This window comes from Shewanella hanedai (genome assembly GCF_007197645.1).
GTDB classification, from domain to species: domain Bacteria; phylum Pseudomonadota; class Gammaproteobacteria; order Enterobacterales; family Shewanellaceae; genus Shewanella; species Shewanella hanedai.
The window spans coordinates 32,141-46,817 of the sequence record NZ_VKGK01000025.1 but is presented as its reverse complement, the minus strand read 5'-3'; the positions used below and the strand labels follow the sequence as shown (position 1 = coordinate 46,817).

Genomic DNA, 14,677 nt, shown 5'->3' with positions numbered 1-14,677 from the left:
ATGAAATATTGGGTATGGATGTTGTGCTTATTCTCATCAATTACACTCGCAGCAGAGCATAAAGTGTCAGGTGTGGTGGATGTCAGGGCAAGTTATACTGATGGGATTACATCCTATGTTGATGCAGGTTTAGGGAAGTTCCGTTTTAACCCTAACGGACAATTATCTTTAGCTCAAGGCGGGCTCAGTTATCAGCTTGATTGGGATAACCCTTTATCTGCTCATGTGGTGGCTAACGCATATTGGGATGGAGTTAGAGATAATATCGGATTGACCGAAGCCTACCTTAAATATAAAGGCTTGCCCTGGAGTAACGGGTTGAGGTTGTCGGCAAAAATAGGGATCTTATACCCTGATATCTCCATGGAAAATATAGCAACAGCGTGGTCATCTCCTTACACACTCACATACTCTAGTATCAATAGCTGGATTGGCGAAGAGGTTCGCCATATTGGTGGTCAGTTTAGTCTTGAGCATTTAGGTAAATTCAGCGGTTCCTCCCATGACTTTCAACTTGTTGCTGAGCTATTTCAAAATAATGACACTACGGGCGCCATGATCTCTTGGCATGGGTGGACAAATAGTTCAAGACAAACACTTTGGCAGGAAAAGTTACCGCTGAGTGCACTTCCCAGTCTGAATGGTGGTTCATTTACGGAGCAAGCTAAGGAGTCCGATCCATTTTTAGAACTGGACTATCACCTTGGTTATCATGTCAAAACCCAATGGCGTCTGCAGGGACTAGGTAGAGTCGAGCTGGGGTATTACGATAATGACGTTGATACGGGTTTGGTTAAAGAGGGGCAGTACACTTGGTTAACTCAATTTGGTCATGTTGGTACTAAATGGCGTTTGCCTTATCATATTGAATTAATTGCTCAATACATTAAGGGGGATACGTCAATGCGATCTCTTTCGGGGATCAATGTTGTTGATAACGACTATGAGAGTGGTTTCATGTTATTGAGTCATCGATGGCAGAAACATCGGATCTCCTTCAGGTTTGAAAATTTTAGCGTTACCGATAATGATCTGACTCTGGATGATGATAATCGTGAGAATGGCAATGCTGTCACGCTTTCCTATGGCTATCAATTACGTAAAGGCTGGTTTCTGCAGGCAGAATATAATCGTATTGATTCGACGCGCCCCGCACGGGAAGCCCAAGGTTACGATAAGGATTTAATTGAAGAGCAGTGGCAATTCGCAAGCCGTTATTACTTTTAGGGCAATAACGACTCGGCAAGTTGAACTTCAATTAGCTTACTTGTGTGCGATTAAAAACGAAGAGGATCACAGCGCTGCTGCAACAATCGTCCCTTGTTTGATTGCCCGCTTAGCGTCCAGTTCAGAGGCGATATCAGCGCCGCCGATCAAAGTGACTTTCACATTATCAGCTTCTAATTCAGCTTGCAGGCTTCGGTGCGAATCTTGGCCTGCACAAATGATAATATTATCCACTTCAAGGAGCTGGGCTTTACCCTCTATTTCAATGTGCAGTCCCGCATCATCTATTTGAGTGTACTGCACGCCTTTGAGCATGTTCACGCCTTTATTTTTCAAGACAGTGCGGTGGATCCAGCCAGTACTCTTGCCTAAGCCTGCACCCACTTTAGAGGTTTTACGCTGTAGCAGAAATATCTGTCGTGGAGAGGGCTCGCTTTGAGGTTCAGTTAAGCCACCTGGATTAGACACGGTGAGATCGACTCCCCACTCTTTCATATAAGCGGTTTTATCTAAGCTGGTCGATGGCCCCTGATGAGAAAGGTATTCGCCGACATCGAAACCTATGCCGCCAGCGCCGATGATAGCAACGCGTTTACCGACAGGCTTTTTATGCTTGAGAACGTCGATGTAGTTCATGACATTAGGATGTTCTATCCCTGGAATATCGAGTTGGCGGGGGATGATCCCTGTTGCCAACAAGACTTCATCGAACTGGGTTAAGTCCTCTTTAGTGGCTTTTGTATTGAGCTTTAGAGTGACACCTGTCAGTTCTATCTGCTTGCCGAAGTACCTGATGGTTTCAGAGAACTCCTCTTTACCCGGTACTTGTTGTGCAATATTAAATTGACCGCCAATTTTATCATCGCCCTCAAATAGTGTGACTTTATGACCACGCTGAGCAGCTGTCGTTGCGGCAGCAAGACCAGCTGGTCCTGCGCCGACAACAGCAATGTTTTTAATCTCACTGGCAGGTAAGATAAGCAGTTTTGTTTCATGACAAGCCTGCGGGTTGACTAAACAACTCACCAGCTTCATCTGGAATATATGGTCTAAACAAGCTTGATTACAACCGATACAGGTATTGATCTCATCTGATTTATCAGCGGCAGCTTTGAGCATAAAGTCGGGATCGGCGAGCATAGGCCTTGCCATCGAAATGATATCAGCATTGCCCTCAGCTAAGATCTCTTCAGCCAGCTCAGGGGTATTGATGCGGTTAGTTGTACACAGCGGGATGCTCACTTCCTGCTTCATGCGCTTGGTTATCTCCACAAACGCCCCTCTAGGAACGCTAGTTGAAATGGTCGGTACTCGTGCTTCGTGCCAGCCAATTCCAGTGTTGATTATCGTTGCGCCAACGGCTTCAATACCTTTAGCTAGCTGAACAATTTCTTGCCACGTACTGCCACCTTCAACGAGATCGAGCATCGACAAACGGAAGATAATGATGAATTCTCTGCCTACAGCTTCTCTGATACGGCGGACGATTTCGAGGGCAAGTCGAGTGCGATTTTCGTAGCTTCCGCCCCAACGGTCAGTTCTGTGGTTGGTGCGCTTACAGATAAATTGGTTAATGAAATAGCCTTCAGAACCCATTATCTCTATGCCATCATATCCAGCAGCCTGTGAATTCAGCGAGCAGCTAACGAAATCTTGGATCTGTTTTTCAATACCGGCTTCATCGAGTTCTTTTGGAACAAACTGATTAATCGGTGCTTGCAGTGGCGAACAGCTCACGAGGTGAGGGTGGTAAGCATATCGGCCTGCGTGCAGTATTTGTAGGCAGATCACGCCGCCCTCTTCATGAACAGCGTGAGTGATAAGCTTATGCTTCTCAATGTCTTCATCTGTGGCAATCATGGTGGCATTGGGCATGCCACCACCTTCAATATTAGGCGCAAAGCCACCTGTGACAATCATGCCGATCCCGCCCGCTGCACGCTTGGCGTAGTAAGCGGCCATGCGTTCAAAACCATCAGGGGCTTCTTCTAAATTGGTGTGCATCGAGCCCATCAAGCTACGATTTCTTATGGTGCGGAACCCGAGATCAAGCGGGGCCATTAAGTGCGGGTACGGATTGCTCATTATTCAATACCTAATCATTATTATTCTTGGTTAAAGATAGAGCGAATGCTAAGATTAGCCAATGACTAAAGTTAACAAATTAATGATTATACTTTGCATGGAGGTACTTTTTGAAGCTTGGTGATATCTCTGTCTTATACATTGAAATAGTGATTAAGGCGATGCGACATCTTGGTGAGAATGTTGATGACATTTTGGCTAAATACTCATTAGATCATACTGCACTGGCTTCTCCGGATGCTAGGGTCACCATTCCTAAGTTTATGCGCTTAGGTCATGATTGTATTAAAAAATCGAACACCCCTTGGTTAGGACTTATCATGGGAGAGATGACCTCTGTCACCAATTTAGGCGTGGCGGGGTTATTGGCCTTTTCATCGAAAGATCTCAAGCAAGCGTGTGAGCAAATCAGCACCTATGAGTTACTGAATAAGTATAATTCTCGCGGTCAGTCGTATTTTTATGTGAGTCACTCTTTTGGTATGGAGATGGGGAAAAGTCGTGAGCTTTGCCTGGAGTATGACGTTGAAGATGGCCAAGGACTGTTGATGTTTTACTCAATCAATCCCTATAACGAATACAATCACTTTGTGGTCGATTCAATGCTCTCTGGCTGGCATAAGGTGATTAAGACTCTATCGGGTCGTGAAGATGCCATTGATAAGGTTTGCTTTGAATTTCCCGCCCCCGCTTATGCTGATAAGTACAGCGAGTTTTTCAATTGTGAGGTGAAATTTAATCAGCCCAATAACTATCTGGTTATCAAGGCCGAAGCCTTAGATTGGCCGTGCCTGAATTGCAGTGCCCCCACTTTTGAATTATTGCGAAGAGGTGCAGAAGCTGATCTTGAAAAGGTGCGGCTGGGGTTAAGTTTCCATGAGAAAGTGAGTCGGGTGATCGGCCCTTTACTTGACGGTACCACGCCAACTTTAGAGCAAGTGTCTGAGCAGCTCAATATGGCGCCTTGGACAGTAAGGCGTAAGCTGGTGGATGAAGGGGGAAGTTTTCAGCAGACGCTGAACGACACTCGACGAACTCTCTCTATAAGTTATGTGCGTGATACCGCGTTGACCTTAGGAGAGATAGCTTATCTATTAGGCTTTGGCTCTCCCACTGCTTTTCAACGGGCATTTAAACGCTGGACGGGCGAAGCGCCCGGGCGCTTCAGAACAGCGAAACCAGAAAAGAGAGCAGATAGGTAACCCTCTCTTTTGGTTTCCTTTAACCTGAGTTGGGGCAACTTAAGCTATCTTTCTTTGCTCATCATTATCTTCTTTGAGTTTTCGGCGTAAAATCTTCCCCACTGGCGACATGGGTAGCTCTTTTCTAAACTCAAATTGACGTGGGATTTTATAGCTGGTGAGTTTATCCTTACAGAAGGTTTTTATATCTTCGCCAGTGAGAGTGACATTATCTTGGGTCACAATATAGAGCTTTATCACCTCACCTTGCTTGGGATCAGGCACCCCGATGGCGGCGCAATTCAATACATCGGGATGTGTGGCCACTATTCCCTCGATCTCATTAGGAAACACATTAAAGCCAGAGACAATAATCATATCTTTGACTCGATCGACAATGCTGACATAACCATCTTCATCGATAATGGCAATATCCCCTGTCAGTAACCATTCGCCGCCCGGCGTAAAAGATTCTCGCGTCGCCTTGGGGCGATTCCAGTAAGCTTTCATGACCTGAGGGCCTTTAACACAAAGCTCACCACGTTCACCGATGGCGACCTCATCACCGATGGCATTGATGCATTTAAGGCTTGTTCCTGGTAGCGCTTGACCAACAGAACCTAGACGCTCTCGGCCATTAAAAGGGTTCATACAGACAGCGGGTGAACATTCAGTCAAACCATAGGCTTCTGAAATGCCTATCCCTGTGATTTGTTTCCAACGCTCTGCAGTATCGTCGAGCAGTGCGGTGCCACCAGAAAGGGTGAATACCATCTCACTAAAGTCCAGTTGTTTGAAATTAGGGCTCTCCATCAAGGAGACAAAGAGGGTGTTGAGTCCCATCAGTCCCGTCATCTTAAAAGGCTTTATTGCCTTTATGAAGGTCTCTGTATCTCTGGGGTTAGCGATCAATACGCTGTGCTCTCCCAATCTGAAAAAGGCCATTAAGTGCACGGTAAATGAGTAGATATGATAAAGCGGTAAAGGGGCAACCATGATGGACTGTTTACCTTCTCCCATTAACGCTTTGCCGTTCTCATCTTTTTGCATGGTGACCGTTCCCGACTGCAACATGTTGGCGACGATGTTGGCATTGGTGAGTTCGGCACTTTTGGCGACTCCAGTGGTTCCGCCAGTGTATTGCAGCACGATGGTGTCATCGGGCTGGTTGAGGTGAGTGGTGTTAAATCCCTTGCCTAAAGATTGATTGATAACTTTTCTAAATGAGATGGCTTGGGGTAGATGATATTTTGGCACCATTTTTTTAATGTGTTTAACGGTGGAGTTGATGAGCATCCGCTTCACACTGGGCAACATGTCGGCCAGGCTGGTTGTTAAAATAAGCTCTAAACTGGTTTCAGCTTGGATATTTTCAACGGACTTCGCAAACACATCCATGCACAAGAGTGCTTTAGCCCCTGAGTCATTAAACTGGTGGATCATCTCTCGTTCTGTATAAAGTGGGTTGGTGTTGACGATGCGCAGTCCAGCTCTCAACGCCCCATAAACAGCAATAGGGTATTGCAGTGTGTTGAGCATCTGAATCGCGATAGCATCACCGGGTAACAGCGAAGTATGGTTTTGCAGGTAATGGGCGAAGGCGGCACTGTATTCATCTATTTGACGAAAACTTAATGTGTAACCCAAGCTGGTAAAGGCGGGTCTGTCAGCATAGGTGACGAAGGCTTCTTCAATTGCATCAATGGCTGAATTATATTGAGTAAAATCGATGTGATCCGTTAGCCCTGATGCGCGTTTACCATCCCAAAAAGATGCGTCCATAAATTCCTCTTATTGTTATTTTTGACTCAATGAAGGCATCAGCATGGGATGCTGCCATACACAGTCTTTACTTCAATCTCGACTATCACTTAAAAAGCGAACAATGAGAAGTGACTAATCATGACAAATTAATATCCTAAGTGAACAGCTATTAGCAGAATTCGAGAATAATCCTTAGATTTTCAGGCTCAATTAAGCGTGAAAGATTAAGGTTAAGGCGGTTAGGTAGTTGTTTATATTTGGCTGTTTATGGGGTTATAATGCTGCTAGGAAAGAATAAAAATAATAATATAATTAACGGATTGGAGTTAACAAATAATATGAATCGACAGTTAAGCGCTGTTAAGCATGCCCTTGCGATATCCCTTGGCCTGTTTAGTTTTACTGCTAGCGCAAGTAATACCTTAACCGCTGAAGAGGTTGTAGGCCTACAGCAAGTAGCTCAAGCACAAGTGAGCCCATCAGGCGACAATGTTGCCTTTACCCGCTATGTTCCTCGTGAGATTTACAAAGAAGAGAATGGTCTGCATTGGGCCGAACTTTACCTTGTCGATGATAAAGGCGTTGAACGACCTTATGTCACGGGTCAGGTAACCGTTAATAATATTCAATGGTCTGCAGACGGTAGCATGATCTATTTCCTCGCTAAGATGGATGAAGACAAATTTACCGCTCTTTATCAGATCCCATTTAACGGTGGTCAAGCGCAAAAAACCATCGAGTTAACACGAACTGATGTAGCAAATTATGCCCTAAGCCATGACGGTAAACAGGTTGCTATTATTGCTAAGCCTGCTAAAGATAAAAGCGTCAAAGCGCTTAAGAAACTTGGCTTTATGGCCGAGGTTTACGAAGAGAGTCTAACCAATAAGCAACTGTTCGTGATTGATCTTGCGGTTAGTGATAAGCCGTTGACACCCGTTGCTTGGGATATTGAAGATTACGTGTCAGATGTGCAGTGGTCATCGAATGGTGAGCAGTTGTTAGTTAAGACACAGCCAACAGCGCTGATTGATGATCAATACATGAAATCTCAGTGGCATATCGTTAATACGGCTAATCAGCAAGTGGTGACCTCATTTATTACCGAAGGTAAGCTAGGTGATGCCGAGTTTTCCTATGATGGTCAATATGTTGCCATTCTAGGCGCCGAAGACAAGCACGATCCTGCTGCTGGTCGTTTGTACCTAGCAGAAACGAAGACGGGCAAAGTGAGTGAGTGGTTGCCTAACCATTTGGGTCACGTGAGTGATTTTGAGTGGAAAAACGATGAGAACGAACTCTATTTTATCACTAACATCAATACTGATTCGGTTGTTGGCTTAATCAAGCCTGGCAACAATGAATATAAAGAAGTGGTTAAAGCGGGTAAATTTATCGCTTCACAATTGAGCATATCAGATTCTGATAAAACCCTTGCTCTGCGTGCTAATACCGATAAGCACCCGAATGAAGTGTATCTACTTCGTGGCAGTAAGCACAAAGCCACACGGGTCAGTAATTCTAACCCTTGGCTTGATGATAAGCGTTTTGCTAAGCAAGAATCGATTTCGTTCAAAGCGAAAGACGGTGTCGAGATTGGCGGTGTACTCATTTACCCACTCGATTATAAAGAAGGTCAGCGTTACCCGCTAATCATGTCGGTTCATGGTGGTCCAGAGAGCCATGATAAAGATGGCTGGCTAACCAACTACTCACGTCCAGGTCAACTTGGCGCAACTCAAGGCTACGTGGTGTTCTATCCAAACTACCGTGGCAGTACAGGCAAGGGCGTAGATTATTCTAAGCTGGGTCAAAACGATTATGCTGGTAAAGAGTTCGATGATTTAGTCGAGTTTAAAGACCATTTAGTGGATATGGGTTTAGTCGATAGCAAGAAGGTCGGAATTACCGGTGGATCTTACGGCGGTTATGCGTCGGCTTGGGCCGCGACAAAACTGACTAAGCACTTTGCTGCAAGTGTCATGTTTGTCGGTGTGACTAACCAGTTATCTAAGTTTGGTACTACCGATATCTCTAATGAGATGCATCTGGTGCATGCTCGCTCTTATCCTTGGGATAAGTGGCAGTGGTACCTAGAGCGTAGCCCTATTTACTGGGCTGGCAAATCAGAGACGCCATTGCTTATTATGCATGGTAAGGATGATCCGCGCGTTCACCCGGCACAATCAATGGAGCTTTATCGTTACATGAAAGTGCAAGGTAAAGATGTGCGTCTGGTTTACTACCCAGGCGAAGGCCATGGTAACCGTAAAGCGGCGGGTCAGTATGACTATCACTTACGTCTGATGCGTTGGATGGATCATTACCTCAAGAGCGATGCTAAAGAGATGCCTGCACATGAGTTGGATCATAAAGCGAGATTAGAGGCGGTTAAAAAAGGGAAAGAGGATTAATGTAACCCCTCCTTGTTTGGACTGCTTAATTAAAAACGCCTGATATCTACCAGGCGTTTTTTTGTTTTAGCCCCCCTGTTTCTATCGATTTATTTCCAGCCTTATAGTGAATGAGACACGTGTATCAAGATTTTAAGATACGTGACTTTCTTCTGCATGCTAAAATATTTACCTGCTTAAAAACAATACCTTAACCTTGCTTCTTTGACTGGCATTCAAATTGCTTTCTTATCGTTGAATTATAACATTCACAAACTTTAAGGAAATAAAATGAAATACGTATTATTAGTTTTTACGCTGTTAATCAGTGTGAGTGCAAACTCAGCTATTCCAGGTATGAAGGGGGTTCAGCATTTTGGTTTTACTGTGCCGAATATGCAGGAAGCGGTAGACTTTTTTGTGGATGTGATGGGGTGTGAATCCTATTTTTCTATTGGGCCATTTGGACCTTTTAATGATAACTGGATGGTTGATAACCTGAATGTGAATAAAAAAGCGGTGATAAAAGTTGCTCATATGGTTCGTTGTCAAAACGGAACTAACTTTGAGATTTTTGAATACACCTCGCCAGATCAAAACAAGAAGTACGTTAAAAACAGTGATTTTGGTGGTAATCATATCGCATTTTATGTCACAGATATGAATGACGCGGTAGCGTATTTAAAAGAGAAAGATATTAAAATTCTCGGTGAACCACATACATTTACCGACACGGGAATGGAAGGGTTAACTTGGGTTTACTTTATGGCTCCTTGGGGTCAACAGTTAGAACTTGTTAGCTACCCTGATGGCCAAGGATACGAAAAAGCAACGAACCGTCGTTTATGGGATCCTCGTGACTAGCGGTTATATCAACTAGTTTAATCTCAATGGGCAAGATTCATATAATCATTAAGCCCATTGAGGTTAGCCCGTTATTGCTCGTATGCTGAGAATATTAACGGTGTCCTAGCTTGGTTAAGTAAGAGTTCAAACTGTGAAGCAAGGTATTTTTCTATGCTTAGTGTTAAAAAGACAATTCTATTCATCAGTCTATTCATCAGTCTATTTATTATTTCTGTATCAGCTTTTGCTCATTTTGGAGAGGCTATTACTCGCAATATTATTATTGAGCCAATAAATAACAAGGATTCAATTAGTGTACATATTCGATCCCCAGCACCTTTAATTTTACTCCCTTTTAATTGGGCTGGTATTGATAAACAGCAACGTATTCCCTTTACCAAAATTGAAAAAAATGAATCAGAGGCTTTATATTATTTAGATGAAGTGGATATACGTGATCAGCTTCCACAATTTAAAAAAATCATCATGAAAGAGTTTTATTTAAAGACCACTGAAGGAAAGAGGCTTGAATATAAAGTTGGTAAAATAAAAATTCATAACTTTCATGACCGACCTGTATTCAACAACCTAGATAATGCCTATATAGCTATGTCTGGAGAGATGTTTCCAAATAATCCACTTGAGCTGTTTGATGCTGTGATTGATTTTTCGGTGACCTTTAGTGGTGCAGATTTTTCAGAGGATATCTTTTTGGTGAGTACCGCTGGGGAAAAGTTCAAGGCTACTGATTGGCTAGTTAACGTGATCACATACCCAAAATCGATGAATATAGAGGTTAAAACAATACCTGGTACATTGAGTGAGGGGGTTTTACTGAATCATTCAAGCTCTTCATTTATCGATTTTTTTACGATGGGAATAGAACATATTTTTACTGGCATGGACCATATGTTGTTTATTGTATTGATGACTTTATCGTGTTCAACAATGATGCTTTTTTTTAAAAATGTGACAGGTTTTACCTTAGGTCATATGATCACACTGACTCTGGGAGCGACAATTAGCACTTTAGAGGGAACCTGGTTTATTCCTATGATTGAACTGGCAATAGCAATGACAATTCTGTATATGGCTGCCATTAATTTAGTTAAGCGCAGTGATGTGAGCCATTGGTTTGTGTCATTTTTCATTGGTTTAATTCATGGTTTTGGCTTCTCTTTTTTGATGAATAAAGTCTTTGTTCAAAACCAAGGTATCGATCTGTACTCTCTGTTAGGTTTCAATCTTGGTATTGAGGCTGGGCAGGTATTACTCTATGGGGGACTTATTTTGATATTTACACTTATAGAGTGGCTAGAGTTTAAGTGGTTAAAACAGTGGCGAAAAGGAGTTGCGATGATCAGTATCATGATCTCTTTAGTCTGGATATACCAGAGAACAATGGTGTTAATTCCTACTCTAGTATGAATGTTCTAAAGTTCAATCTTTGTCGAGTGTAAACCAGTACTTCTTACTTAATCATGTTAACCATAAATTAAAATAACCTACTTGTTAATCTTATTATTATAAATAAAACCTAAGCCGAGACTTATTTTATTAATTAAATTCATAGATGTAACGCATTGAGACAGTTGTTTCACTTTTTATTATCTCATGCTTATTTCTGTTTTTAATTATATTTATTTTTTATTTTGTTTTTTATACGAGTTATTAACGTTTGGTAACGCATTGAAATCAAGTGTTGTTTTTGTTTGTTTTATTGCGAGTGCATTTGTTTGTTTTATTGGCATGGATTGTGCGATATGACATTACGCAAATAATTATGCGTTTAAAATAAAACAAACTAATAGGGATTTATATGAACAACAAATTACTTTATTCCATAAGGTTTTCTATTTTAGTGTCTATGGCTTGCTTAACGAATGTTGCACATGCAATTGGATATAGTGAAGGTGATTTCTCCATGGATATTAATGGTATCGTCGGTGGATTTTACACACAAACTGATTGTGATGTAGCACCAGATTCAAGCCAGTGGAGTACATTTTCGGCTTGTGAGTTTGCGGTTGATAATAAAGACACTGCCTCGGTTCAAAATGGTTTTTTGCCTGGATGGATTAATTTTGTCGCCTCATACAAAACTGAAAACGATCTGGATTTAAAAGGACATTTTGGCTTTGCTCCTGGTACATCTAACCCATCAAAATTTGGTGGCAGATTTGCTGGAGGGCAAAATGTGGGAGATGTGCGTAATGTTTCACTCAGCATTTCTGGCGATTTTGGAAAATTAGTGGTGGGACGAGATGCGGCTCTCTTTCAATATTATGCTACATTTTCTGATATCACTATCCCTGGTGTAGGAACCCATGCAGATGCTGCAGGTGCATTTAATGCCACATTTGGCGCGATTGCAGCGGGCTATACCTACATGTCATTTCAACCTCAAATCACGTATTCCTCTCCTGTCATCAATGGCTTTCAAGCGAGTATTGGTGTTTTTCAACCTGTAGATATTCAGCCTGATCCTATCTCTATTGGTGGACCAATATATAACGTCCTTGATACTCCGATGCTGCAAGGGTCAATGAGTTATGACATTGAAGGGGGGAGTAAGCTTTGGACCTCTTTTGTGACGCAAAAAGCGCAGTTGTCGGGCAATACTGGACGAGAAATTACAGCTACAGGTTATGAGTTAGGTGCTAAGTTGGTTTTGGGTGGTTTTACTGCAAACCTTTCTGGCTTTAAGGGAGATGCACTTGGAGACGGGATTATGTTTATCGGCGCAACCGATAAACTAGGCAATGCTGTTGAGACTCAAGGCTTTCTTGCCAACATGGGATACAAATTTGGTGATAATCAGTTGTCTGTACAATATGGCGTGACTGAGAATACGGATATAGAGGGCGCAAAGAATCAGTCTCATTCCATTGTTTATGTGCGTGATATATCTAAAGGTCTGCAGTTTACTTTGGAATATACGTCTCACACGACGTCTCAAACAGGTTTTAGTGATTCTGAAGCCAATACTGTCAGCAGCGGCGTGCTGTGGTACTTTTAGTTTCGGTCATTCTAGTTTTTATCAATATTAACAATGATGATTAAAAACAACTAAAGTCGATATGTTCTATCTTTATGGCCCAGTTGAGACCATAAAGATAGAACTGCGATAGGATAGAGTATTTTACTGACCAGAGAGTGAATTTCGTGATTGTGATAATTTAGTGTCAGTAAGTCAAATCAGTGTTGTTTGGAGATATAATATTGAATTTTTTCATTTTTCTATAGAGTGTGGCTCGTCCAATGTTGAGTTTTTTTGCTGAAGCTGTCGCATTCCAATTATTATTTCTCAGTGTTAATAACAACTCTTGTCCCTCTTCGGATAATGTCTCGACATGCCTTGTAGGAGAATAACTGTGTTCGTTAACGATAAATGGATCACGGGTAAAGACGTAATCCGGTAAATGCTCAGATCGTATTCCTTCCTCATCACAAAGGGTGCTGGCATAGTTAATGACATTCTTTAACTCGCGAATGTTGCCCGGCCAAGCGTACTCAGTGAGCACTTCCAAACTTGATTTAGACAAGTTCATATTTGATTTTTTACTCATCAGCTTGGAGATAAGATAATAGATATCTTGTCGGTCACGCAGTGGTGGCAGGTTGATCGTTGCGCCATTAAGACGGTGGTACAGATCGGCCCTAAAATCATTCTTATTCGGTATATTTTGTGGCGCAACTTCTTGGTGAGTGGCACTGATGAGTCGAAAATTGACCTTAATGGGTTTGTCAGAGCCAATGGGGGTGACCTCTTTCTCTGCCAATACTCTCAGTAGTCGGGTTTGTAAGGATGAGGGCATATCGCCAATTTCATCTAAGAAAAGCGTGCCTTGATCTGCTGCGAGAATAAGCCCTGATTTACCTTTGCTGTTTGCACCTGTGAAGCTGCCAGATTTATAACCAAACAGTTCACTTTCAATCAAACTATCAGGTAAGGCAGCGCAGTTTACGGCGATAAAAGGCCCACCACTGCGTTTGCTGCTGTCATGAATGGCTTTAGCAAGCACCTCTTTACCTGTGCCGGTTTCCCCTCTAATTAAAATATTAATGTCTGTGGGAGAAAACTTGTTAGCCAGCTGTTTGACTTTGTGCATCGAAGGATCGTGACCTGCAAGTTTATCTATCTCTGCTGCTACGATATTTACAGGGTCATGAATGGTATTTGGTGCTGGGTTAAACAGTCTTTTATTCTTTGTTTTAGGTGCTTGAATGTCACAGAAAAAAGACAGTCCGGTATTTCTAGATTTAAATAAATAATAGTCAAATGAAGCGGCGTCTTCGCTTTTACTGAGTTCAAATAACGAGGTAAATTCAAAACCAGTCAACAGCTGAGAGGTGATGTCTTTAATGCCCAGTTCGCGTGCCATGATCTTACGCGCATTTTGATTGGCACCAACAATTACGTTGTGCTTATCTAATGCGATAAGGTTAGGGCAGTTGGTTGATAGCGTACAGACATTGATATCAAATTTTAAAATGGTATGTTCACGGTAATAATTTAGAAAATGCGCCGATTCGATAAACCTAGCGTGCATTTGCACTAACTTTAGCAGTAAATGTTGGCTGCTTTTTTCTTTTGGCGAATGTAGTGCTGACACATCTAATACAGCCAGTAGCTGACCATCGTGATCTAATATCGGCGAAGCAGAGCAAGTTAATGTGGTGTTCACGATGTCAAAATGGTCTTGTTGATGAATGGTCATCGGTTCATATTCGTTGATTAACGTACCAACGGCGCAGGTCCCTGCATGTCTCTCATTCCAGTCTGCACCTAAGTATAGTCCTGAGTTTCTAAGTTCTTTATTCAGCCTGTCATTGCCAATATAATCAACAGTGACGCCTTTTCTATCACATAATAAAACCACATAGTCGAGTGCTTGTACTTGTGCGTAAAGTGTTCTCATGCCCTCTCGTGCGGTAGTGATAAATTCTTCAATGGGATAGGTATGATTTTGTAACTCGGAATGGGTTAATACGCGGGAAGGTTGGCGGCTTAGGGGATCAAGTTTGAAGGTTTCAATACATCGTTTCCAAGAACTAATAACGACATTCTTCTCTATACCCTTGTTTTCAATAGAGCTGTATACGTTTGAGATGTGCTGGTCTATCACTGAATTTCTCATGTCAAAACCTTAACTTTATATTTTATGCACTTCCATATGT

9 protein-coding genes are annotated in these 14,677 nt (G+C 42.3%); 6 read left to right on the top strand and 3 right to left on the bottom strand.

Annotated elements, in window-relative coordinates:
• Positions 1-1,227, top strand: a complete 1,227-nt coding sequence (locus FN961_RS18300; protein WP_144041620.1) for a hypothetical protein — start codon at positions 1-3, stop codon at positions 1,225-1,227.
• Positions 1,228-1,293: 66 nt separating this feature from the next.
• On the opposite strand, the gene FN961_RS18295 is transcribed toward FN961_RS18300, so the two are convergent.
• Complete coding sequence (locus FN961_RS18295) at positions 1,294-3,312, bottom strand: NADPH-dependent 2,4-dienoyl-CoA reductase (protein WP_144041619.1); 2,019 nt, start codon at positions 3,310-3,312, stop codon at positions 1,294-1,296.
• Between the two features lie 110 nt (positions 3,313-3,422).
• Here FN961_RS18295 and FN961_RS18290 point away from each other — a divergent pair, with 110 nt between their 5' ends.
• Complete coding sequence (locus FN961_RS18290) at positions 3,423-4,514, top strand: AraC family transcriptional regulator (RefSeq protein ID WP_144041618.1); 1,092 nt, start codon at positions 3,423-3,425, stop codon at positions 4,512-4,514.
• A gap of 39 nt (positions 4,515-4,553) precedes the next feature.
• Here the strand turns inward: FN961_RS18290 and FN961_RS18285 are convergent, their stop codons facing one another.
• On the bottom strand, positions 4,554-6,275 hold the full coding sequence (locus FN961_RS18285) for an AMP-binding protein (protein WP_144041617.1): 1,722 nt from the start codon (positions 6,273-6,275) through the stop codon (positions 4,554-4,556).
• Positions 6,276-6,595: 320 nt separating this feature from the next.
• Here FN961_RS18285 and FN961_RS18280 point away from each other — a divergent pair, with 320 nt between their 5' ends.
• The 4 genes from FN961_RS18280 to FN961_RS18265 all read left to right on the top strand — a co-directional run bounded on the left by FN961_RS18280 (position 6,596) and on the right by FN961_RS18265 (position 12,515).
• The gene (locus FN961_RS18280; RefSeq protein ID WP_144041616.1) at positions 6,596-8,671 is read left to right on the top strand and encodes a S9 family peptidase; all 2,076 of its coding nucleotides are present in this window, start codon (positions 6,596-6,598) and stop codon (positions 8,669-8,671) included.
• A gap of 270 nt (positions 8,672-8,941) precedes the next feature.
• Entirely contained in the window at positions 8,942-9,514 is a 573-nt protein-coding gene (locus FN961_RS18275; protein WP_144041615.1) for a VOC family protein, read from the top strand.
• A 153-nt stretch (positions 9,515-9,667) separates the two neighbouring features.
• Positions 9,668-10,924: a HupE/UreJ family protein gene (locus tag FN961_RS18270; protein ID WP_144041614.1), complete on the top strand. Its 1,257-nt coding sequence runs from the start codon at positions 9,668-9,670 to the stop codon at positions 10,922-10,924.
• Between the two features lie 391 nt (positions 10,925-11,315).
• Positions 11,316-12,515 (top strand): porin, encoded by a 1,200-nt coding sequence (locus tag FN961_RS18265; protein WP_144041613.1) that lies wholly within the window; start codon positions 11,316-11,318, stop codon positions 12,513-12,515.
• A 166-nt stretch (positions 12,516-12,681) separates the two neighbouring features.
• Here FN961_RS18265 and FN961_RS18260 read toward each other — a convergent pair whose 3' ends face one another.
• Positions 12,682-14,637: a sigma-54-dependent Fis family transcriptional regulator gene (locus FN961_RS18260; RefSeq protein ID WP_144041612.1), complete on the bottom strand. Its 1,956-nt coding sequence runs from the start codon at positions 14,635-14,637 to the stop codon at positions 12,682-12,684.
• Positions 14,638-14,677 lie beyond the last annotated feature (40 nt).